This is a genomic window from Mediterraneibacter faecis, from assembly GCF_055383675.1.
Window position 1 is genome coordinate 1982823 of the sequence record NZ_AP043803.1, and the last position, 22179, is coordinate 2005001.

Sequence of the window (22179 nt, forward strand, 5' to 3'; positions counted from 1 at the left end):
CTGCAGACAATGAAAAACCCATTAAACAAACGTCTCCCCAGAGAATTCCGGAAAGACTTTGGTAAGTATCTTGTCATTTTCCTTCTCCTTGTGATCACAATCGGATTCGTCTCCGGATTTCTTGTTGCCGATGGCAGCATGATCAAGGCTTATACTGAAGGAATTGACAACTATAATACAGAGAACGGACATTTCCGCACTTCTGAAAAAATGAATGATGCGCAGATTCAGTCTGTGGAAGAAAATGGTATCCGGATCTATAACAATTTCTATCTGGAACAGGATTTAACAAATGGCAGCACAATGCGTATCTTTGCAAACAGGGAGCAGGTGAATCTTGCCTGCCTCATGGAAGGAGTATTTCCAAAAGCGGCAAATGAAATCGCCATCGATCGTATGTATGCTGACAACAATAAGATTTCCATCGGAGACACACTGAAAAGTGATACACAGAGCTGGAAAGTAACCGGATTCATTGCTCTTCCGGATTACAGCTGTCTCTTTCAGAACAACAACGATTCCATGTTTGATTCTGTCAAATTCGGAATTGGAGTTGTAACGTCCGAAGCATTTGAATCTTTGGATTCTCCACTTGTAAAATACTGCTATGCGTGGAAATACAACGATGAACCTACGACAGAGAAAGAAGAAAAAGAAGTATCTGATGATCTGATGAAAGCAATCAACAAGGATGTTTCTCTGGAAGAATTCGTTCCGCGTTATCTCAACCAGGCAATCACATTTACCCGGGATGATATGGGAAGCGACCGCGCAATGATGATCGTATTTCTTTATATCGTAATTGCGATCATGGCGTTTGTCTTTGGCATTACGATCAGCAACACCATTGCAAAAGAGGCAAATGTCATCGGAACTCTTCTTGCCAGCGGCTACACCAGAAATGAACTGATCCGACATTATATGGCCATGCCGATCCTTGTCACGCTAATTGGTGCTTTCATTGGAAATATTCTCGGCTATACCATCATGAAAGATGTCTGCGCCGGTATGTATTATGGAAGCTACAGCCTTCCGACATATGTAACCGTCTGGAACGCAGAAGCATTTCTGCTTACTACGATTATTCCAATCTTGCTAATGCTTCTCGTCAATTACACAGTACTTCGCAGAAGACTATCACTTTCTCCTTTGAAGTTCCTCCGCAGAGACTTAAAGAGAAGGCAACAAAAGCATGCATTATCACTGAACAGAAGAATTCCATTTTTCAGTCGTTTCCGACTGCGTGTGATTTTCCAGAATGTCAGCAATTACCTTCTGCTGTTCCTCGGAATCTTATTTGCAAACCTTCTGTTGATGTTCGGTCTGCTCTTCCCTGCTGTACTCGATCATTATCAGACTGTTCTAAAAGATAATCTGCTTTGTAACTACCAGTACATTTTGCAGATACCGATCAACGCCATGGACGAAGATCATAAACTGGAAAGCCTTGTAAATATGCTCTATTTTCAGCACGAGGTAGAAACCGATAACCCTGATGCGGAGAAATTCAGCGCTTATTCACTGAAAACAACAGATAAGAAATATAAGGAAGAGGAAATCCTGCTCTATGGACTTGCAGATAACAGCCGCTATCTTCCGATTGATTTTCAGGAAACTGTATCTGACAAAGATGTTTCAAAGAAAGAGGATGCTTCTGATGCAACTCCTGCATACATCTCTTCTGCTTATGCAGATAAATATCTTCTGGATATCGGTGATGAAATCACTTTAAAGGAAGCTTATGAAGATGATACATACACGTTTTCTATTGAAGGAATCTACGATTATGAAGGTGGTCTGACCGTTTTTCTTCCACAGGATACGTTCAATGAACTGTTTGACCTTGGTTCCGATTACTTCAGTGGTTATCTCTCTGACAGCGAGATAACCGATATTGACCAAAAATACATCAGCTCTGTGATCGACCTCGACAGTCTGTCTAAAATCTCCCGACAATTGAATGTTTCGATGGGAAGCATGATGTATCTGTTAGACGGATTTTCAATCGTGCTCTTTATGATTCTGATCTATCTTTTGTCAAAGATCATTATCGAAAAGAATGCACAGTCAATCTCTATGACAAAAATACTTGGATACTCTGACCGGGAGATCAGCAGTCTGTATCTGCTGTCTACAACCATTATGGTCGTAGTCTTCCTGCTTCTGAGTTTTCCGATAGAAACAGTTCTCATGAACGCTCTCTTCCGTGGAATTATGATCAGCAGTATTTCCGGTTGGATCCCATTGTACATTGATCCGGTCCTGTATGTAAAAATGTTCCTGCTAGGATTCGGAACTTACCTGCTTGTTGCATTGATCGAATACCGCCGGATCAAGAAAGTACCTATGGATCAGGCATTAAAAAATATTGAATAATCGTGATTGTACCTGTATCTGCTGCCTAAGGACTTCTAAGTTAGGCATAACAGTGCAGGTCCCATTTGAAAGGAGAATTTCTCGTGAAAAGAAAAATGTTGCAAAAATTAGTTCCCGGTCTGTGCGCCAGTCTTGTCCTGGTTTCTGCCACAAGTCTGACAGGATGCTCCACTGACACAAAGACAGCTGCCACAGCTTCAGATGCTGACAAATCAGAAACGGTATATGTAAAAGCTGATGCAAGCGGAACGATAAATGAGATCAAAGTCCAGACAGACTTGAAAAATAACGGAACATCAAAGGAAATCAAAGACTTCTCAACTCTGAAAGACATAAAAAATACGAAAGGAAATGAGTCCTTCACCCAGTCCTCTGACGGAACGATCACCTGGGAAAACAAAGGGGAGGACATTCATTATGAAGGTACTTCTACAGAAGAACTTCCTGTAAATGTAAAAATCAGTTACACATTGGATGGAAAATCTATACAACCGGAAGATCTCGCTGGGAAAAATGGAAAGCTTGGAATTCGTTTTGATTATGAAAATACTACCGAAGAAAATGTAACCGTAAATGGTGAAGAGATGACTTCTCCGGTTCCATTTGCAGTGATCTCCGCCATGATCCTTCCGGAAGACACCGCTTCTAATATCCAGGTAACAAATGGTAAAATATTTACAATGAATGACCAGAGCGTCGTTGTCGGTTATGCCTGCCCGGGACTTAAGGACAGTCTGAAGCTTACTGATTATGAACCTACGGAAGATATCTCTATCCCAGAATCAGTGGAAGTAACTGCAGATGTAACAGATTTTGAGATGGACTTTACTGCAACCGTGGTCTCCTCCGGTCTGTTTGAAGATCTCGAAGAGGATTCCTTTGACGATATGGAGGATGCCGCTGACAGCCTGCAGGAACTCGGAGATGCATCCGGCAAACTTGCTGACGGAGCAGCACAGCTGCTAGGCGGCGCTTCTACTTATCAAAGTTATCTTGGGCAATATGTAGACGGTGTCTCACAACTTGCCGAGGGAACAGACACTTTAGATGACGGTGTAACTGCACTTAATGAAAATTCCGGAAAGCTGGTTTCAGGTGCTTCTTCTCTTCAAACTGGTCTTGAACAGCTGAATTCTGCTCTCTCTGGCCAGATATGCACGGATTCTGGTTCTCTTCCGTCTGCTGAGACACTTTCAGCACTTCAGGAACAGATTAAATCACTCGGCCAACAGCTGGATTCTGTTGACTCCTCTCTTGCAGAGGCAAAATCTTCTTTCGCATCCGTCAACTGGGATACTCTGAAATCTTCTATCACAGAGGACGCAAAAGAACAGTCCAAAACTGCTGCGACAGATGCTGTCCAGTCTGCGATCGATCAGATTGTTTCTGAAACTGCATCAGATTCAGAATTATCAGAAGAATCTAAAAATGCTGTCAACGATAAGATGTCACAATTGAAGAATGAAATAAATGATACGATTGCATCTGCAATTGATCAGAACCTTGATCTTTCTTCTTCCTCCACAGATATCGATCAGCTGAAATCCGCCACAGAAGGAACATTAAACAGCCTGACGGAACTGATTACTTCCTGCCATACTACGCTTGACCAGATGTCTTCCGGTGCCGGTTTCTTTGCTCAGGCAGCACAGAGTCTTTCTTCTCTCAGTGAGACATTAAAAACTTTGCAGAGCTCACTTTCAGCTTTATCTGCCGGCAGTTTACAGCTCACTCAGGGACTTACCTCTTTCCAACAGGGAATCAGTCAATTGTCTGAAGGCAGCTCAACGCTCTCTCAAGGAGCTACTAAACTGGGCACAGCCGGGAAAGAACTAAAAGAAGGATACACAACCCTTGCCGAAGGAATCTCTTCTCTCTCTGAAGGACTTACTCTCTTTGATAAAGAAGGAATCCAGGAACTTGAAAAACTAGGCGGGGATGATCTGAAGAATCTCTCCAAAAGAATGAAAGCTGTCAAAGAAGCGGACGCTGAATACGATAATTATGGCGGTAAGTTAGAAGAACAGACCGGGGACGTACGGTTTATTATTGAGACAGATGTGATTGATTAAGAAGAAGGCTTTGGGTCATTTCTATTGACCCAAAGCCTTCTTTCTATAATTCTTTTTCTACATTCCACTACCTGCCCAAAACTCCATCTAGTTGTATTTGTAGATTTACAAACTCCACTTCCACTTTCAATAATATCCTTCGCTTCTAATTCTGCAAATTTTTTATCAGCTTCAGCTTTAGCCCGGTTGTTTTCAATAATTTGTTCCCTCAAATTCTTTTCGAATTCCTCTGGTGTAATATCTATCTTTTGCTGTTTTTCCATTGAATATGCGCAAAATTCTTCCGAGTTCATAAAATGAATATCCATCGAATACTCTTTATTCAATTTATCAATCACTGCCTGATACGGATCTTCTGATGCTGCACTTACAGAAATAGCTGTAAAAGTACTTAAAACCAATGCCATAAAAGTTACCATTAATTTAATTTTTATTTTCATATTCTACCTCCAAAACATATTTTTATTTCCAAACAGTAATTTACTTTTTTAGTGTAACAATACATTTTCCATTTACTAATTCAAATTTTATAACCTCCTCATATAAAATTTCTTTATTTTCATTGTAAACTACTATTTCAAATTCACATTCGTTCACACAATTTGGACTACTATTTATTAACTTCTCATTTTCACCACTATAAATTTGTTCAAATATATTTGACTCGGGAATCCAATATATTTTTTCCCCTTTTGGTAAATTGTAAAAATACTATTTTCTTTTTCTAATGACTTGCAATTATACATGTAATTCTCTGGTATATCTATCTGAAAAATATAACCATTTCCTACCGGCGTTTCCATCAATTTTAAAGTCTCTTTATGTTCTGGTATTAAAACAGAACCTTTCTCATTTCCATCTTGCGTCATCGCATAAACTGTAATTATTGATTTATTTTTTTGCAAGATATTTGTAAACACACACAAAAAAACTATGGCAGTTGCAACTATCCCCGTTGTAATTCTCTTTATGTGAATTTTCTGTTTCAAATTTTTTCTTCTTTCAATCCCATCAAAAATTCTCTGTTTGGATTCTTCAGTAAATTCAATTCCAGTCACAGCACTTTTAATTGAATTTTTATCCACACTCATTCACTCCCAACTTCTTTTTTAATAATTTCCGACCTCGTTCCAAACGCTTTTTCACAGTCGATTCCGTAATTTTCAAAATCTTACTTATTTCAAAGCATTTATATCCTTCTACATAATACAATAAAAGCACTTCCTTATATTTAGATGGTAATTCTAAAAGGATAGCAAGTATCTGATTATCTATACTATCCTCAGGATATGTAGTCTTAATTGTTTCGATATTTATATATGGATGTTGTTTATAGAAACGCAATTTATCTTTACAAAGATTTATTGTAACTCTAATTAACCATGCCTTTTCATGTTCATAAGTTTCAAAAAGAGGCTTTTTTGTCATATATTTTATTAATACATCTTGCACTGTATCTTCTGCATCATACGTATTTTCAAGCATTACGATACATATTTTATATAGCATTTCTCCATATTTCTGAAACATCTTCTCAACTGAAGCTTGTTCAAGCATACCTTTCACATTCCTCCCCCGATATCCTACTCAATTCCTTTTATAATAAAACGTTTCAAAATTTAGAAAAGTGACAAATTTAATCAAATATTTTTTCCTACCGTATCGACATAATATCCTCTGCACCCAAAATGTCTGTTACCATATTTATACATGAAAAATCTCCGTCATTCTACAACAGAACAACGGAGATTTCAAAATAACATATTTTCTTTTACTCTTTTACAATCCAACTGCCTGTTTTCTTTGAACCAACTCTTTCTAATCGTCCTAATTCAGACAACTCTTTAATCATTCTCTGAACAGCGCTTCTCGACAAAGAGACTCGTTCAATAATTTCTTTTTGCGTAATTGTTGGATTATTGCGCAACATATCAAGGAGCATTTTCGTATGCGGTACGGATTTTACTTACGCTCTTTACTTTTCTTGAAAAAGTACTATACTTATTTATGGTTTAAATCAGTTCTATTATGAAAGACTTTACAAGAATACGGAGATAATTTTATGACCATCAGTATACTTCTCATGAAACAAATTGCACAGCTTTTTCTTATGATCTTTATGGGATACTTAATTGTAAAAACAGGTATTGTCGAGGATACCGACAGTAAGGTATTGTCCAAAATCATCCTTTATCTGGTCATCCCTTGTGTAATTATAAACGCTTTTCAAGTTGATTATACTTCTGACACTGTGAGAGGATTGCTACTGGCTTTTATAGCATCTGTTCTCACACAGATTGTCCTTCTTATTGTTGTCTCTGTTTTAGGGAAACTTTTTCATTTAAACGAAGTAGAAATTGCCTCTATCTATTACTCTAATTCTGGTAATCTGATTGTACCAATCGTAACTTTTATTTTAGGAAAAGAGTGGGTATTATATGGATGTGTATTTATGAGCGTGCAACTCATTTTTATATGGACTCACTGTAAGAAAATTATCAGCCAAGAGGCTTCTTATGACTGGAAAAAAATTGTCCTCAATATAAATATGATTTCTATTTTTATTGGAATCCTGCTTTTCTTTACAAAAATCCATTTACCGGAAATCATAAATGATTCGATAAGTTCTGTCGGTAATATGATTGGACCAGCAAGCATGATCGTAACAGGTATGCTTTTCGCCGGTATGGATCTGAAACAGATTTTTACAAATAAGAAAGTATATTTTATCTCTGTTCTCCGGTTAATCGTATTACCCGTATTTGCACTGATTCTGATTAAGTTAAGCCATCTCGCCGCTTTTTCAGCAGATGGAGATAAAATCATGCTCATTGTATTTCTTGCAATCATTACTCCATCTGCCTCAACTGTAACCCAGATGTGTCAAGTATACGGAAATGATTCTCAATATGCCAGTGCGATCAATGTTGTTACAACACTGTTTTCTATTGTTAGCATGCCGCTTTTAGTGATGCTATTTCAAATGTTTTAGCTATGAAATTCTGCCGTTCTCCATTTCGTAGACCATATCTGCCACGTTCATTGTGGACACTCTGTGGGATACCAGGACAACGGTTTTCTTTCTGGCGGATTCTTTTAATGATCTTAAAATAATTCCCTCATTTAAAGAGTCAAGGTTTGATGTAGGCTCATCAAGCAGGATCAGAGGGCAGTCATGCAGAAATGCTCTTGCAATTCCGATTCTCTGTTTCTCACCGCCGGACAGCGTATCACCCAGTTCTCCGACTTCTGTATCATATCCTTTCGGAAGTGTCATAATAAAATCGTGGATAGAAGCTTTCTTTGCGGCTTCCATAATCTCTTCTCTGGATGCTCCCGGCTTTGCGATTGCGATATTATTTGCAATGGAATCATGGAACAGGTGTGTTTCCTGCGTGACATAACTTTCCATATCTCTTAAATGCCTGGTCGGAATCTTTCGGACATCTGTACCATCTACCGACATGCTTCCACCCTGCACATCCCAAAAACGCATCAGCAGTTTTAAAAGTGTAGATTTTCCGGAACCGCTCGCACCATGAATCCCTGTGATTTTACCCGGCTGTAATTTCATTGAATAGCTATCTAAAATGGTCTCCGCGCCGTATGCAAATGTAACGTTCTCTGCCTCTGCTCCTGCGAATGCACGATCTGCACGATCTGCACTCTCCTCAGAATTCACACCCTGATCAGCAGAAGTTTCCACATCACCCGGAATTTCTTCCACAAGCGGTGTCTCTTCCAGAAGGGAAAGAACACGCTCACCACTTGCCAGTGTCTGGTTCAGGTTGTTGGAAAGGCTTGATAATGCTACTACTGGTCCGAAAGAACCCATCATTGCGATCGTACAGGTTAAGATTCCTTCAAACCCCATCTCGCCCTTCGCATAGAGCCAGATCGTCAGTGCCAGCATTCCGAAAGATGCAAGCAGGATAACCATGTTCGTAAATGAACGCTGTGAGCCTTCCATTTTGCTTAATGATTCCTGCATTTCGGCAAGGTTCTTGGATTGCCCTGTCATCTGCTCTTTTCTCTTTTCACCCTGTCCGTACTGGATGGTTTCATCTAATCCACGTAAGGAATCCAGAACAAAACTGTTCAGTTCTCCGAAGCTTGTTCTAAACTCCATTCCCTTCTGGCTGCCACGTTTTCCATTCCACATTGGGATGGCTACACCGACAATCAGATAAGCTGTCAGTGCAAGCAGTCCTGCTAACCAGTGATATCTTCCGATAAAGATTACCATGATAATCGAGGTCAGTGTTGCGATCGCAATCGGGGAAATGGTATGTGCATAGAACACTTCCAGGAGCTCGATATCTGTTGTGATGATCGAGATCAGATTTCCCTTGTCTCTGCCTTCCAGTTTCGCCGGGCAGAGCTTTCTTAAGGAAGCAAACACTTTATGACGAATGATCGCCAACAGTTTAAACGCAATAAAATGGTTACAATACTGTTCCACATAATGCAGGATTCCCCGGAGCACTGCGATCACGATCATGATTGTGATAATCGTCTTTACCGGGGTAAATACTAACCACATCTTCTCTACCGGAACGATCATTCCTGCTATCCCTGTCAGAAGTCCATGCACGATGACCTGTCCTGCCAGTATTGTCAGGAAGATCGCACACAAGTAACCCAATGTTCCAAGGATAATTGCTGCCAGCATGATATGGAGCAGGGGTTTTACTAACCCGATCAGGCTTCCCATGATCTGAATGGCACTTCTGCGTTTCGTTGTATTTGTATGTTCACTCATTATGCCACTCCCCCTTTTCCATAGTTTTCCAGAGCCATCTGGCTTTCATATAGATGTCTGTATGCACCATTCTGGCTCATCAGTTCGTCATGTTTTCCACTTTCCTTGATTTCCCCGTCTTTTAAGAAATAAATCTTATCAGACTTCACAACATTTGCCAGTCTATGGGAAATCAGAAGCACCGTCTTTGTCTTTGCCAGATCATGAATCACATTCATGATCAGTTCTTCACTTTCCACATCGATATTAGATGCAGCTTCATCAAAAATGTAAACCTTGCTGTCTTCTTTTAATAAAGCTCTTGCAATCACCAGTCTCTGACACTGACCGCCGGACAGGTTGCTTGCTTTTTCTAATAACCGTGTCTGCAATCCATCCTGCGTCTGTAAGAATCCTAAGAGATTGACTTTCTGAAGAACTGCTTCCATCTCTTCTTTCGTTGCATCCGGTTTTGCCATCTTCAGATTTTCTTCTACTGTACCTTTGAACAGGTAGCTGTTATGGCGAACCAAAACAACCCTCTGCATCAGATTGGTTTCATTCACTTCATTCAGCGGTACACCACCGATGGTGATCTCTCCGCTGTATTCCCGGTTCTTTGCTGCTAGGATTCCTGCAATCGTACTCTTACCACATCCGGATTCACCAACCAGTGATACAAAACTTCCTGCCGGGAGATTTAAGTTGATGCCTTTTAAAATCTCTCGGTCCGCTTCGTAAGAAAAATGAACATCCTTCAACGACACATCCAATGCGCCATTCGGCAGACATTTTTCTCCCGCCTGTGGTTCCGGCAGATCCAAGATCTTAAAGATCTTGTCACTTGCTGCCATTCCATTCATTGCGATATGGAAAAAGGAACCGAGCAGACGAAGCGGCAGGAAAAACTCGCTGGCAAGCAGGACGATACATAACGTTCCTGCCACACTGATATTTCCTTTTAAGAATTCGGACACCGCAACTGCCATACCAATCGCTGCACCACCATACGCCACAATGTCCATCACACTTGTGGAATTGAGCTGCATGGTCAGTACCTTCATAGTGATCCTGCGGAAGTTCTGGGATTCCACATCCATCTCGTCCGCTTTCTGTTGATCTGCCTGATAGATCTTCAACGTCGTCAGTCCCTGCAGATTCTCAAGGAACGAATCACCCAGCCCGGTATAGATACTCCAATATTTGCTCAAAAGTTTCTTTGCGATCTTCTGTACCACAACGATCGAGATCGGGATCAGTGGCACACAGATCAACAGGATCACACTTGCCTTTACACTCACTCTGCAAAGAATGAGAAATAAGGTCAGTGGTGCGATCAGGCTGTAGAACAACTGCGGAAGGTATTTTCCAAAATACGTTTCCAACTGCTCCACACCTTCGGTTGACACCTGTACGACCTCCGAAGAGGATACTTGCTCACTGTAGGAAGCTCCCAGCTTCAACATTTTCTCATAAATCTTTTCTCTTAAAATTCTCTTTACATCTACACATGCAAGATACGAAGACCTTGCCCACATCCGTTCGCATACAAATCGTATGATCACCACCAGTGCGAGGATCAGGATTGTCTTCTCAATCACCGGCACTGTCACCGCACGATAGACCACGCGCTCCAACAGGTCGGCAAGCGTAAATACCGCCAGCACCTGTGAGAGCAATGCCGCCCACTGCCACAGGATGGTGTAGACAATGTACTTTTTTGCGTGGGATAAAAGTCCCACCAGTCTTGTTTTAATCATAAAAATCTTATCCTTTTGTTTATTTCTTCGATTCTTTTTTACTGCATATCAGATGCCATACCGCCAGCACCGGATGATACAGAAGCATCCTCGGTCCGGAAAACCGCATGACCACTCGAATCTTCTCCCTCATCTCCGGCTTGTAGCAATGCACTTTACAGTTTGCACAGAATGTTTTCTCTTCCATAAAGGGACATTTCTGGCTTCTGAGTCTGGCATAATCTGAAAGTTCCTGACAGGAAGGACACATCTTTCCTGTCGTTTTGTCATATTCCTTATGATTCTTCCGGCAGTACAGCCGGATCATCTCTTCCACGACATACTGTTCTTTCTGCCGCTTTTTTTCTACTTTATTCTTTTTATTCATATTGTTATTCGTAAATTTCTCCCAGTTTTACTGTCTTTACCCTCAAGAAGAAGTACAGGATATGACATACCCACACTACTGCGATACAGATTCTTCCAACCGGCACATTCTTCATACAGATAAATCCGATTACCATGACTACTGTTACCATTCCGATAATCTTGCACTTTGTTCCCATCGTCATGGCTCTTTTCTGGACGAAGCTGTCCAGATGTTTCTTATATAAATTCGTTCCTATGAACCAATCATGCAGTTTCTTTGAACTCTTGGCAAAGCAGAACAGCGTTGCCATGTAAAACGGAACAGTTGGCAGGATAGGAAGTACAATTCCTATCGTACCAAGTCCCAGACAAAGAAATCCAAGCACGATCCAGACTATTTTTAATGGATTTTTCATCTTCTTTCTTTTCTCCTGTGGAGTTCTCTCCCTTTTTCCTCCTCTTTTCTTTTGTTGCGCCCTGTACGGCAATAAGATATGGCTACTCACTGTTTGTTGTATCTATCCTATTTGAGCATAATTCACTCTGCTTTCTTATGTCAATCTTTTTTACTTTTTTGGTGCGCTCATGCACCGTTTTATTCTCATAAATTATTAGGTTTTTTCAAGGCATTTCAGAGTTTTTAATATTTTTTATCATTTATTTTCTTCGTTTTTACTTTAATTAGCATTATTTCTATATGAATTCTATAAGATGCAACGCACCTTCTATTTTCTAATTACAATTCAGAAATCTATGCTTTGATACCCAATAACAGACGTATCGACAATCCAGCCAATTATTGATGAAGTTCTGGCAGGTAAAGAATAGTTTTACTAACTATAAAGCAAGCCTCCTCCGACTGTGTGATTGCACAATCGGAGGAGGCTTTTATCATTCATATAATGATTCATTTCCTTCACATCATCATTTTATAATTTAAACACCACCCTGGCCGTACTTTCCGGCATATGTGCATTTCCTACCGAGCAGGTCACGGTGATCATTACATTTCCTCTCAGAACACCATTATCAAAGTTCTGATAATAACAGGCATCCAACGGAATCTTTACCTTTCCGTTTTTGATATCCGCATATCTGAATATCCCCTGGTGAAGATATTTTAATGTAGCCAGATGTCCGGACATATCCTCTCCATTTACTCTTGACACTGCATCTATTTCCCGGATCGTAAGTTCGAGATAAGCACCTCTTTTGTTATACTTAATCAAGGCAACTGGTTCAAATCCTCTGTCTGCCATCGACCTTTTTGCACCATCATGCTGTAAGATCGTAACTGCTACTTCATAATTCCCATATTCCAGAATATCTCTTATATCCGTGATGACATCCTCGCGTTTCCGCATCTTTGTCTCCGGGTTCGTTCTACGGTCACTCTTCACCAACTTTTCTAACTGAATGTAATCTATATTTTCAATCATCCCTTTTAGGACTTCTTCTGTTCCTTCTGTGATGCCGCTTCGTTCCAGATAGTCACGGACATCCCGCATCATCTTGCAGCGCCAGTCTAATTTTCTTTTCCCATTTTCCGTGAAATCCAGACTCTCTGTCAGTTCTCCTTCTTCGATACATTTTTTGAAGAAACGGCTGACCTGGGAATGATTTACTCCGCACTTTGCCGCGATCATCCGGACTGCACCTTTCTTTTTTTCAAGCTTATTAAGCTCTATCAGGTATTGTATCTGCAGCATTGTAAGATTTTCAATCTTATATTCCTTTTTTCTGTCCATACTCCACTCCTCTTACCAAATCTCTACTTCCAGTTGCTCGCACCCCCATCTATCTGGTTCTCCATCTTTCTCATTCATAAATGTAATCAGGATGGTTCCTTCCATCACACGGTCGTTTGGCTTGATGACAAATTCAAACATACTCGCCGGGATCCGTTCTCCGTATTCCCCACGCTCTGCCTGAACCCATTCATTTCTGGTATTCTGATACCACAATGGTTTTTTAGGAAATGCTTTTGTTCTTTTCAATTCAAAAAAGCCTCTGCTCTCATTGATTTCGAGAAAGATGTCTCTGGAATAGCTTTTATATTCTTTTGCAAGTCTTCTTGGGTGGCACAGTTCCATGCTATACATCTGCATAACAAATGTATAGACTCCCGGCAGGTAACGGTCTGTCAACTCAGAATTACAAATTCTGCGCTCATAATACATATTTTCATAGTTGGCAAACTGGCAGACTGCCCGTACCGACTCTTCGGACATAACATGTTCGATTCTGCACGCATCCTGCTCAGCGATTGTTTCATTTACACCAATAAACTGTAAATGCTGACTGATTGAAGTGTGACGATATATGTAATCATTTCCAACAGATCTTCCATATGGTGTCAACACAACTTCCCGGTTTGCTCTCGGCTTCTCTATATATCGGTACTCGTACATACGTTTTAAACAGATCAGACTCTCTTTCTTCTCCATTCCAAAATACTCACTTATCTTCATAACATCCAACGGGATTTTCTGATTCTCCCACTGACATAGTAATTCCAATATATCTTCTTCCCGTTCCAGCTTAGAATACGGAATTAACTCTTGTTCATTCTCTGTCATTTGCTTCCCTTTGCTTTCCATGATCATTCCTCACTTGTTTTCTGTGTATCTATACATACCGCATGAACTGCGAATCGTTTGCTGCTATCATCATTATGGAATGCACCTATACTTCCACCTCAAATGGCAGAAGATCCAGAACATCTTTCTGTACATCAATCCCCGGATAAACCTCTATCAGTTTCAGTCCCTTCGGTGTCAGGCGAAATACACAGCGTTCTGTCACGTAAAGCACCTTTTGACCATTTGCAATTGCACGTCTGGCTGAAAAACTGGTACTCTTGACTTGATCCACGAATTTAGGAATTGTCCCTTCCTTCTCAACCGTTACAATTCCTTTTGTCTGTGAAACCTCAAGGCCTTTTGCAGTAAAACTAAAACAAAAAACAACTGTCGGCGTCTTAGATGTGATATTCGCAAAACCGCCGATTCCTCCTGACTCAACCGTCAATGTCACCATGTCAAGCATTCCACTCTTTCTTGCAAAACGAGAAACCATCTCCGGAATGCCGATTCCAATATTTACGATATCATCCACACGTAATTCCTTCGATGCACGTTTTCCGATGATATTTGCCACCGTACTGTTCTTTGACTGTTTCACTGAAACAGAATCTAAACGCTCACTCCATGTGTTCCACTCTTCATATGGAATCTCAAAGCTTCCAGTCAGTGCTGTATAGGCTTCATTTCTTGCTTCCGGTTCTGCTACAACGATTGCATCTACCAGACATCCCGGAATAATTGCATTTCTCGGTCGTGACGGGGTGTCCACCAAACGGTCTACCTGCACGATTACCTTCCCGCGATTCGCTTTTACTGCCTGACAAATAGACAGCGCATCACCGGACATAAACATATCGTCAAAAGTAATATTTCCCTTTCTGTCTGCTGCTGTTCCTTTAATCAATGCAACATTAATCTTTGGCAATTTATAATAAAGGAATTCCTCCCCATCCACTTCTACATGCTTAACCAGCGAATCATCAATTGAGATTCTATTAATTCCGGGTCCTTCTCTGATATACCTTCTGCATTATGTTCATCATCCCAGACACCAAATCCGGCACTGGAAATCATTGTCAGATGTGTGGGGGACTGCATCTTCTGGTATCTTCTGTAAATTGCTTCGTGAAGTTCAATTGGACTCTCTATTCCGACAAATTAATTCACACAGATACAGTCTCCGTCCCGAATCAGCCAGATTGCTTCATCGGCAGTCATTATTTCATACATGGTGTAATTTCTCCTTATCCCAAATATTCTTACCGTTCATTATACACTATCTCAGGAAATCAATCATCATAAATTAAGAAAAGCTCGCAGCTGATTGCCTTCAACCCGCTGTGAGCCTTTCTTATAATATTCTTTAATGTAATTTAGTTATGGCATAATTGAATTTGCACCATCCACAATTACGCTCTGACCTGAATAATAGCATGAATCTGGTCCTGCCAGAAATGCAATGACTGGAGCAATATCAATTTCAGGATCTCCAAAACGTTTCATAGGATTTAAATTCACCTGTTTTGCATATTCCTCCGGGAATTTCTCAGCCCATGCTTTTGCTGCCGGTGATTCTGCTCCTGGAAGTACGATATTTACACAGATTCCATACTGTCCCCATTCTTTTGCTGCAATCTTAGTCATACCTCGTAATGCTTCTTTATTAGAGCCATACGCTAACTGTCCTGCTATACCAAACATACCTGTTGCCGAAGCAAAGTTGATCACTCTTCCTTCGTGCTGTTCTTTCATATAAGGAAATGCTGCCTGCATATAGTTAAGAGAACCAATCACACCACTTTCCCAGGCTTTAAGCATATTGTCATATGTAGTATCCTCAACTGAAGCCGATGGAACGATTGCCTGTGCATTGTTTACAATAACATCTACTGTTCCATATGTATCAGCTGCTGCTTTAACAACTTCTTCTACTCTTGCTCTGTCTGCTGAGTCACAAGACATAGCGAAGCCTTCTCCACCAAGTTCTTTAATCTCAGCGATTGTCTGCTCGATTGGTTCAAGACGTCGTCCTGTTGCAACAATCTTTACTCCTCTCTTTGCAAGACAAAGTGCAATTCCTTTTCCAATTCCCTGTCCGGCTCCTGTTACAATAGCCACTTTTTCATTTAACTGTTTCATCTCAAAATCCTCCTATACGTACAATACTCAATAGGACAATTATAACATTTATTGTTGATTATGCAATAGAATTTTTATAAAAATGATATTTCTTTTATAGACTTTCACCAACTTCATGAGATTCTATCGTTCTCCATTTCATATACCATATCTGCCACGTTCATTGTGGATACTCTGTCCTTTTTACAGCTCTAATGTGTCAATTATATTCTTTAATGCGTCTGCTGATTCTTTTAGCCTCAATGCTTCTTCTCCACTAAGATTAATCGGAATGTCAGATTCAATTCCGTCTACACCCATAATAACAGGCATACTTAATACAACATTATCAATCTCATATACTCCATGTATCATGTGTGATACAGGTAGGATTGATTTTTCGTCACGCATAATCACTTCACAGATACGTTTTACTGACATTGCAATTCCATAATATGTCGCATGCTTCTTGTTAATAATCTCATAGGCACTATTTTTGACGGCAGCTGCGATTTTCTCTGTGTTTTCCTTATGATTATAATGTCCTCTCATCTCACACATGTCACTAAGTGGAACACCTGATACATTGGCAGATGACCATGCCACAACTTCACTGTCTCCATGCTCTCCTACTATAAATGCATGCACACTTCGACTATCCACTGATAAATGCTGTCCAAGCTTGCTTCTGAGTCTTGCACTGTCAAGAACTGTTCCTGAACCGATAACTCTCTTCTCCGGAAGTCCTGACAATTTGATTGCAACCTGTGTCAGAATATCTACAGGATTTGCTACAACCAGAAGGATTCCTCCAAAATCTCTTTTGGCGATTTCCGGAATAATAGACTTAAATATTGCCACATTCTTATTTACCAGATCAAGTCTTGTTTCTCCAGGCTTTTGCCCTGTGCCTGCTGATATAATAACAATCGTAGCATCTGCCACATCATCATAGTCACCGACATATATCCTCATAGGGCTAGCAAACGGTATTCCATGACTGATATCCATAGCCTCTCCCTCTGCCTTATTCTTATCCGCATCTATTAACGCAATTTCAGTAAATAATCCACTCTGCATAAGCGCAAATACAGATGCTGAGCCTACGAATCCGCAGCCTATCATAACTGCCTTTTTTGAATTTGATTTTTTCTTATTCATGCAACCATTCCTTCCTTTTGTTTTTCATCTGCTTAATTCCTGCAGCATTTTTCCAGGATCATACGCTGCTTTTACTTTATCATTAGCTTTTACTATTATTCCATGTTCGTCAATAAAATATGTTATTCTGACCACACCCATGGATACTTTTCCGTAGTTTTTCTTTTTTACTTTCTTTCCAAGATATTCGCTTAATTTATGTAATTCTCCATTCTGATCCGGTAATTCAAAATCTGGTGCTTTTGTTCCTACTTCTAACATTTTCTGGAGAACACTGTCTGTAGCTGTAATACATCCGTGAAGAGGCAAGAAGGATGTTGACAACATAAACTGTCCGTATCCGGACAATTGAAAAAGCGTGCTTGTTATCTATACAACTAACAAGCACGCTAAGAAACAAAGTTAAATCAAATTTCTTTCTTCCACCCCTATCACACAATCCATCTCCTGATAATCTGCCGGACAGCAATCTGTCAGAATCTTTGCATTCACAAAAGCAGAAAATGTCACAGAACTGATACATCCGAATTTCGAATGATCTGCAAGAATATATCGATTCTTACATCTCTCAATCGCTGTTTGTTTCACCAGGGCTTCATTCGCATCTGGTGTTGTGAATCCTTCTGCTTTTGTGATTCCATTTGCTCCAAAGAAGCCTTTCGTAAAATGATACTCCTGCAGATTCTTCATTGCCTGAGCACCGATCACTGCTTCTGTAGAACTCTTGAGTTCTCCGCCGATCAGAAACACTTTGATTCCCTTCGCTGCCAGTCTCTGCGCATGTGAAACAGCATTGGTCACAAAAACTGCATCGGTATGCCCAAGAGCATCAATCATATAACCTGTCGTTGTTCCGGCATCAAGATAAATAAAGTCTTCCTCCTCGATCAGTTCTGCCGCATATTGAGCGATTTTTCTTTTCTCTTTCACATAGAGTTCGCTCTTCTGCTCAACTGTCGGTTCATATGCCGAAACAGTTTCTCCTTCTTCCAGTGCAACCGCTCCGCCAAATACCTTGATGAGCTTTCCGGCTTTATGAAGTGCAGTAATATCTCTTCTTACCGTAGACTCTGATGTATCTAAAATTTCTTTCAATTCTGTCGCTGTGACACTTTTCTTCTCTTTCAGTAGATCCAATATAATCTGATATCTTTGTTCTGTAAGCATTTTAGTATCTCCTTTTAAAAAGAACCTGAAGCCATGAATCTCAAGCATCCGCTTCCAGATCCACAACTTCAGGTCCTGATTCTTATATTTCTTTTATTGGTTTTGACAGATTATCTTATTCGGCATTTCATCCAAATGGTGATTGCTTTATGCAACTTTCTTCTTAAGGAGTCCAAGCAGTACTGCGGAAATGACTGTTCCTACTACGAGGGAAACAAGATACATTACTGCATTTCCAACAACCGGGAATACGAAGATTCCACCATGTGGTGCCATCAGTGTACATCCAAACAACATTGACATTCCACCGGCAATTGCTGAACCGATGATACAAGATGGAAGTACATGCAGCGGATCAGATGCTGCAAATGGGATTGCTCCTTCTGTGATAAATGCAAGACCCATGATAAAGTTTGTCGGGCCTGCATCTCTTTCTTCTTTTGTAAACTTATCCTTAAACAACAGTGTGGAAAGGGCGATGGCACATGGCGGAACCATTCCTGCAACCATAACTGCTGCCATAATATCATAATTACCAGCTGCGATTGATGCTGTACCGAACACATAAGCTGCCTTGTTGAACGGACCACCCATATCGATGGACATCATTCCTCCAAGAATCAGTCCTAATACTACTTTACTTGAATCTCCCATGCCTGTCAATGCATTATTCAGGCCTGTGTTGATTCCACCCATGATTGGCTCGATTACAAACATCATAGCAAGTCCGATCAGAAGAACTCCGATCAATGGATAAATAAGTACCGGCGCGATTTTTTCCAATGCATCCGGAAGCTTATCGCATACTTTACGAAGAAGTACAATGATATATCCTGCAAGGAATCCGGCTACAAGAGCTCCGAGGAATCCGGATTTTCCGCTTGCTGCCATCATACCGCCTACAAGACCAACTGCAAGCGCCGGTCGGTCACCGATTGCCATTGCGATAAATCCTGCAAGTACCGGAAGCATGAATCCAAATGCAGTTCCACCGATTTGTTTAAATACTGCTGCTACCGGAGTGATCATACCAAAGTTTGCTCTCTGATCAGCCGGAAGTGCATTCAGATCTACACATATTCCGTCGATCAAAAATGCGATTGCAATCAGTATACCACCACCAACAACGAGTGGAAGCATATGAGAAACACCGTTCATCAGCTGCATGTAGATCTGATGTCCGACACCGCCGCTTTTCTTTCCTGTAGAAGAAGAGGCTGCTGCCGGATTATTTCCATGGAAGACCGGAACATTTCCTGATTTTGCCTGTGCCACCAGCTCATCTGCCTTGCTGATTCCGTCTGATACCTGACAGATGATTACTTTCTTTCCGTCAAAACGGTCCATCGGAACCTGTGTGTCTGCTGCAACGATAATACAATCCGCATCAGCAATTTCCTGGTCTGTCAGCACATTTTTCGCTCCGCCGCTTCCTCTTGTCTCGATTTTCACGAAACAGTCGGCAGCTTTTGCTGCTTTCTCGATTCCTTCCGCTGCCATATATGTGTGTGCGATACCTGTCGGACATGCTGTTACTGCAAGAATCTTGAAATCACTCTCTGCATTTCCTGTATCTGCCAGCTGCTCATCAATGTCAGCTCTCTCATCATCTGCTTTATCAATAATAGAAAGGAATTCCTCCGCAGATGTTGCATTTCTCAGAGCTTCTGTAAACTGCTCATCCATCAGCATCATTGATAATTTACTAAGTACTTCCAGATGAACGTTATCCTCTGTATTTGGTGCTGCGATCAGGAATAACAGTGTTACCGGTTCTCCATCCAGAGAATCGAAATCAACACCATTTTTAATGACCATTGCTGCAAGTCCCGGCTTGCTTACGCAATCACCTTTTCCATGTGGAATAGCAATTCCCTCACCAATTCCTGTTGTACTTTCCTCTTCTCTTAAGTAAACCTGTTTTCTGTAGGCTTCCGTGTCATTGATCTTACCACTTGCACACATCAAATCCACGGCCATATCCAAAGTTTCCTGCTTATTCGCCGGATTCTTGTCAAAGGCAATGCTTCTTTTATCGAGCAAATCCGTAATTCTCATCCTACCGCTCCTCCTTTACAACCTGTTGATATACTCCGGCAATCTCCTCTTTTGTTGCCAGATTCTCTGAAAATGCACTTGCACTTCCTGATGCAACTCCCATGTGGAATGCGTGTCTGTATTCATGTTTCTCCATCCAGCCTGCCATAAATCCGGCTACCATAGAGTCTCCTGCTCCAACACCGTTTTTTAATTCTCCTTTCGGCGCCGGAGTGTCATAAACACTTCCATCTTCTGCTACAAGAACCGCACCTTCTCCTGCCATGGATACAAGAACATTTCTTGCTCCTTTTTCCTGCAGTTTCTTTGCATATGGTACAACAGATTCTCTTGTCAGAAGCTCCACATCAAAAATCTCTCCAAGTTCGTGGTTGTTCGGTTTGATTAAAAATGGATGATATGCAAGAACGTTCAACAGAAGATCTCTCGTTGCGTCTACAACGATCATGACGCCTTTACCGTCGAGCTTCGCCATAATCTTCTGGTACATATCATCCGGCATAGATGATGGAATACTTCCTGCCAGGAATAAGACATCACCTTCTCCAAGTTTGTCAAGCTTCTCCATCAGCTTCTCTACATCTTCCAGAGAAATCACCGGTCCACTTCCGTTAATCTCTGTTCCGTCGATTGATTTTAACTTCAGGTTGATTCGAGAAACACCTTCATTGATCTCAATAAAATCGGATGCAACCCCCATCTCTTTGAGTCTTCTTTCAATCTCTTTTCCGGTAAATCCGGCTAAAAATCCAAGTGCAGTATTCTCGATGCCAAGATTACCAAGCACTGTAGAAACATTGATGCCCTTTCCACCAGGAAGGATCAGCTCCGAACTCGTTCGATTTGTAAGTCCAAGCTTAAAGTCCTCAACAGAGACAATGTAATCCAATGACGGATTAAATGTTACTGTGTAAATCATTTTACATTCTCCTTCTCTCTGACTCATTGTTTTTCTTTATGCTTGTATTATACGTTCAAACTCGTTCACAGTCAATCAAACTAATCAACAAAATTCGTGACTGTTTTTGGTTGATTTTGCACAAATTCGGTTGTCTTCGGAATTTAATATTGCCATAACCCAATTTACTTACTGCCCGTAATATGCGTTTGCTCCATGCTTTCTAAAATAGTGTTTGTCCTGCAGTTCTTGTGGTGCTGGCTGGTTTGTTGGATTAATCATCTCACATCTGGCAGCCATTTTTGCCACTTCTTCTACAACAACCGCATTATGTACAGCTTCATGTGCATCTTTTCCCCAGGTAAACACACCATGATTTTTGCAAAGAACACCCGGAACAGCAATGTAATCTTTGTTCTTCTCTTCAAAATCATCTGCTATCAGCACTCCTGTGTTTTTCTCATATGCTTCCTCGATTTCTTCTTTTGTAAGATTTCTCACACATGGAATCGCACCATAGAAATAATCAGCATGTGTTGTTCCGTAACAAGGAATATCTCTTCCGGCTTGCGCCCAGCTTGTTGCCCATGATGAATGAGTATGAACGACTCCACCAATTTCCGGAAAACGATTATACAACACTACATGTGTTGCTGTGTCTGAAGACGGATTGTATTTTCCTTCTACTTTATTTCCCATCAGATCAACAACTACCATATCCTCCGGTGTCAATTGATCATATTCCACACCACTTGGCTTAATTACAAACAACCCAGATTCTCTATCGATTCCACTTACATTTCCCCATGTGAATGTTATAAGATGATATTGTGGGAGAAGCATATTTGCTTCATAAACTTCTTTTTTTAATTGTTCTAACATGATAACTTTCCTC

At 40.7% G+C, this 22179-nt stretch carries 22 protein-coding genes and 1 pseudogene; 3 read left to right on the top strand and 20 right to left on the bottom strand.

Features of this window, described 5'->3' with window-relative positions; translation table 11 throughout:
- Window positions 1–9: 9 nt before the first annotated feature.
- Together ACZ47Z_RS09390 and ACZ47Z_RS09395 are read left to right on the top strand one after the other, a co-directional pair.
- Complete coding sequence (locus tag ACZ47Z_RS09390; protein ID WP_464525510.1) at window positions 10–2376, top strand: ABC transporter permease; 2367 nt, start codon at window positions 10–12, stop codon at window positions 2374–2376.
- Window positions 2377–2459: 83 nt separating this feature from the next.
- Window positions 2460–4448 (top strand): hypothetical protein, encoded by a 1989-nt coding sequence (locus ACZ47Z_RS09395; RefSeq protein ID WP_464525511.1) that lies wholly within the window; start codon window positions 2460–2462, stop codon window positions 4446–4448.
- On the opposite strand, the gene ACZ47Z_RS09400 is transcribed toward ACZ47Z_RS09395, so the two are convergent.
- From ACZ47Z_RS09400 to ACZ47Z_RS09420, 5 genes and pseudogenes are all read right to left on the bottom strand, one after another.
- Window positions 4445–4888: a hypothetical protein gene (locus ACZ47Z_RS09400; protein ID WP_054753959.1), complete on the bottom strand. Its 444-nt coding sequence runs from the start codon at window positions 4886–4888 to the stop codon at window positions 4445–4447. The genes ACZ47Z_RS09395 and ACZ47Z_RS09400 overlap by 4 nt on opposite strands.
- Before the next feature lie 177 nt (window positions 4889–5065).
- On the bottom strand, window positions 5066–5533 hold the full coding sequence (locus ACZ47Z_RS09405) for a hypothetical protein (RefSeq protein ID WP_464525512.1): 468 nt from the start codon (window positions 5531–5533) through the stop codon (window positions 5066–5068).
- Window positions 5526–6005 carry an RNA polymerase sigma factor gene (locus ACZ47Z_RS09410; RefSeq protein WP_054753952.1) on the bottom strand — a complete coding sequence of 160 codons (480 nt, stop codon included), beginning with the start codon at window positions 6003–6005 and terminating at the stop codon, window positions 5526–5528. Before ACZ47Z_RS09410 ends, ACZ47Z_RS09405 begins: the two co-directional genes overlap by 8 nt.
- 89 nt (window positions 6006–6094) lie before the next feature.
- A pseudogene (locus ACZ47Z_RS09415) lies at window positions 6095–6157 on the bottom strand (IS200/IS605 family transposase); the annotation flags it as partial.
- A gap of 62 nt (window positions 6158–6219) precedes the next feature.
- A complete protein-coding gene (locus ACZ47Z_RS09420; protein WP_083475145.1) occupies window positions 6220–6390 on the bottom strand; it encodes a MarR family transcriptional regulator in 171 nt (56 codons plus the stop codon).
- A 120-nt stretch (window positions 6391–6510) separates the two neighbouring features.
- Between ACZ47Z_RS09420 and ACZ47Z_RS09425 the strand changes: the two genes are divergently transcribed.
- Complete coding sequence (locus ACZ47Z_RS09425) at window positions 6511–7440, top strand: AEC family transporter (RefSeq protein WP_054753950.1); 930 nt, start codon at window positions 6511–6513, stop codon at window positions 7438–7440.
- Here ACZ47Z_RS09425 and ACZ47Z_RS09430 read toward each other — a convergent pair whose 3' ends face one another.
- The 15 genes from ACZ47Z_RS09430 to ACZ47Z_RS09500 form a co-directional block, all read right to left on the bottom strand.
- Complete coding sequence (locus ACZ47Z_RS09430; RefSeq protein ID WP_464525513.1) at window positions 7441–9210, bottom strand: amino acid ABC transporter ATP-binding/permease protein; 1770 nt, start codon at window positions 9208–9210, stop codon at window positions 7441–7443.
- A complete protein-coding gene (locus tag ACZ47Z_RS09435; RefSeq protein ID WP_464525514.1) occupies window positions 9210–10949 on the bottom strand; it encodes an ABC transporter ATP-binding protein/permease in 1740 nt (579 codons plus the stop codon). The genes ACZ47Z_RS09430 and ACZ47Z_RS09435 overlap by 1 nt, the downstream gene beginning before the upstream one ends.
- 19 nt (window positions 10950–10968) lie before the next feature.
- Complete coding sequence (locus tag ACZ47Z_RS09440; protein ID WP_054753945.1) at window positions 10969–11316, bottom strand: nitrous oxide-stimulated promoter family protein; 348 nt, start codon at window positions 11314–11316, stop codon at window positions 10969–10971.
- A gap of 4 nt (window positions 11317–11320) precedes the next feature.
- The gene (locus ACZ47Z_RS09445) at window positions 11321–11713 is read right to left on the bottom strand and encodes a YbaN family protein (protein WP_054753943.1); all 393 of its coding nucleotides are present in this window, start codon (window positions 11711–11713) and stop codon (window positions 11321–11323) included.
- A 513-nt stretch (window positions 11714–12226) separates the two neighbouring features.
- The gene (locus tag ACZ47Z_RS09450; RefSeq protein WP_117890073.1) at window positions 12227–13045 is read right to left on the bottom strand and encodes a hypothetical protein; all 819 of its coding nucleotides are present in this window, start codon (window positions 13043–13045) and stop codon (window positions 12227–12229) included.
- 12 nt (window positions 13046–13057) lie between these two features.
- Window positions 13058–13897, bottom strand: a complete 840-nt coding sequence (locus ACZ47Z_RS09455) for a metal-dependent transcriptional regulator (RefSeq protein ID WP_054753940.1) — start codon at window positions 13895–13897, stop codon at window positions 13058–13060.
- Window positions 13898–13982: 85 nt separating this feature from the next.
- On the bottom strand, window positions 13983–14807 hold the full coding sequence (locus tag ACZ47Z_RS09460) for a malonate decarboxylase subunit alpha (RefSeq protein ID WP_464525515.1): 825 nt from the start codon (window positions 14805–14807) through the stop codon (window positions 13983–13985).
- 32 nt (window positions 14808–14839) lie between these two features.
- Window positions 14840–14980, bottom strand: a complete 141-nt coding sequence (locus ACZ47Z_RS09465; RefSeq protein WP_288598307.1) for a hypothetical protein — start codon at window positions 14978–14980, stop codon at window positions 14840–14842.
- 279 nt (window positions 14981–15259) lie between these two features.
- Window positions 15260–16021: an SDR family NAD(P)-dependent oxidoreductase gene (locus ACZ47Z_RS09470; protein WP_117890074.1), complete on the bottom strand. Its 762-nt coding sequence runs from the start codon at window positions 16019–16021 to the stop codon at window positions 15260–15262.
- Between the two features lie 183 nt (window positions 16022–16204).
- A complete protein-coding gene (locus tag ACZ47Z_RS09475; RefSeq protein WP_054753938.1) occupies window positions 16205–17161 on the bottom strand; it encodes an L-lactate dehydrogenase in 957 nt (318 codons plus the stop codon).
- 24 nt (window positions 17162–17185) lie between these two features.
- Window positions 17186–17422, bottom strand: coding sequence for a hypothetical protein (locus ACZ47Z_RS09480; protein ID WP_083475148.1), 237 nt, complete (start codon window positions 17420–17422; stop codon window positions 17186–17188).
- A gap of 141 nt (window positions 17423–17563) precedes the next feature.
- Window positions 17564–18328 carry a DeoR/GlpR family DNA-binding transcription regulator gene (locus ACZ47Z_RS09485; RefSeq protein WP_117890076.1) on the bottom strand — a complete coding sequence of 255 codons (765 nt, stop codon included), beginning with the start codon at window positions 18326–18328 and terminating at the stop codon, window positions 17564–17566.
- A gap of 147 nt (window positions 18329–18475) precedes the next feature.
- Entirely contained in the window at window positions 18476–20386 is a 1911-nt protein-coding gene (locus ACZ47Z_RS09490; protein ID WP_054753934.1) for a PTS fructose transporter subunit IIABC, read from the bottom strand.
- A 1-nt stretch (window position 20387) separates the two neighbouring features.
- On the bottom strand, window positions 20388–21305 hold the full coding sequence (gene pfkB / locus ACZ47Z_RS09495) for a 1-phosphofructokinase (RefSeq protein ID WP_464525516.1): 918 nt from the start codon (window positions 21303–21305) through the stop codon (window positions 20388–20390).
- A gap of 168 nt (window positions 21306–21473) precedes the next feature.
- The gene (locus ACZ47Z_RS09500; protein WP_226870861.1) at window positions 21474–22166 is read right to left on the bottom strand and encodes an L-ribulose-5-phosphate 4-epimerase; all 693 of its coding nucleotides are present in this window, start codon (window positions 22164–22166) and stop codon (window positions 21474–21476) included.
- Between the last annotated feature and the right edge of the window lie 13 nt (window positions 22167–22179).

Bases quoted from the DNA above. Each gene is read 5' to 3' on its own strand.
- ACZ47Z_RS09485 (WP_117890076.1), bottom strand. From the start codon at position 18,328: ATGCTTACAGAACAAAGATATCAGATTATATTGGATCTACTGAAAGAG.
- ACZ47Z_RS09430 (WP_464525513.1), bottom strand. From the start codon at position 9,210: ATGAGTGAACATACAAATACAACGAAACGCAGAAGTGCCATTCAGATC.
- ACZ47Z_RS09450 (WP_117890073.1), bottom strand. From the start codon at position 13,045: ATGGACAGAAAAAAGGAATATAAGATTGAAAATCTTACAATGCTGCAG.
- ACZ47Z_RS09500 (WP_226870861.1), bottom strand. From the start codon at position 22,166: ATGTTAGAACAATTAAAAAAAGAAGTTTATGAAGCAAATATGCTTCTC.
- ACZ47Z_RS09390 (WP_464525510.1), top strand. From the start codon at position 10: ATGAAAAACCCATTAAACAAACGTCTCCCCAGAGAATTCCGGAAAGAC.
- ACZ47Z_RS09425 (WP_054753950.1), top strand. From the start codon at position 6,511: ATGACCATCAGTATACTTCTCATGAAACAAATTGCACAGCTTTTTCTT.
- ACZ47Z_RS09400 (WP_054753959.1), bottom strand. From the start codon at position 4,888: ATGAAAATAAAAATTAAATTAATGGTAACTTTTATGGCATTGGTTTTA.
- ACZ47Z_RS09465 (WP_288598307.1), bottom strand. From the start codon at position 14,980: ATGCAGTCCCCCACACATCTGACAATGATTTCCAGTGCCGGATTTGGT.
- ACZ47Z_RS09455 (WP_054753940.1), bottom strand. From the start codon at position 13,897: ATGGAAAGCAAAGGGAAGCAAATGACAGAGAATGAACAAGAGTTAATT.
- ACZ47Z_RS09470 (WP_117890074.1), bottom strand. From the start codon at position 16,021: ATGAAACAGTTAAATGAAAAAGTGGCTATTGTAACAGGAGCCGGACAG.
- ACZ47Z_RS09410 (WP_054753952.1), bottom strand. From the start codon at position 6,005: ATGCTTGAACAAGCTTCAGTTGAGAAGATGTTTCAGAAATATGGAGAA.
- pfkB (WP_464525516.1), bottom strand. From the start codon at position 21,305: ATGATTTACACAGTAACATTTAATCCGTCATTGGATTACATTGTCTCT.
- ACZ47Z_RS09480 (WP_083475148.1), bottom strand. From the start codon at position 17,422: ATGTTAGAAGTAGGAACAAAAGCACCAGATTTTGAATTACCGGATCAG.
- ACZ47Z_RS09445 (WP_054753943.1), bottom strand. From the start codon at position 11,713: ATGAAAAATCCATTAAAAATAGTCTGGATCGTGCTTGGATTTCTTTGT.
- ACZ47Z_RS09435 (WP_464525514.1), bottom strand. From the start codon at position 10,949: ATGATTAAAACAAGACTGGTGGGACTTTTATCCCACGCAAAAAAGTAC.
- ACZ47Z_RS09490 (WP_054753934.1), bottom strand. From the start codon at position 20,386: ATGAGAATTACGGATTTGCTCGATAAAAGAAGCATTGCCTTTGACAAG.
- ACZ47Z_RS09440 (WP_054753945.1), bottom strand. From the start codon at position 11,316: ATGAATAAAAAGAATAAAGTAGAAAAAAAGCGGCAGAAAGAACAGTAT.
- ACZ47Z_RS09475 (WP_054753938.1), bottom strand. From the start codon at position 17,161: ATGAATAAGAAAAAATCAAATTCAAAAAAGGCAGTTATGATAGGCTGC.
- ACZ47Z_RS09420 (WP_083475145.1), bottom strand. From the start codon at position 6,390: ATGCTCCTTGATATGTTGCGCAATAATCCAACAATTACGCAAAAAGAA.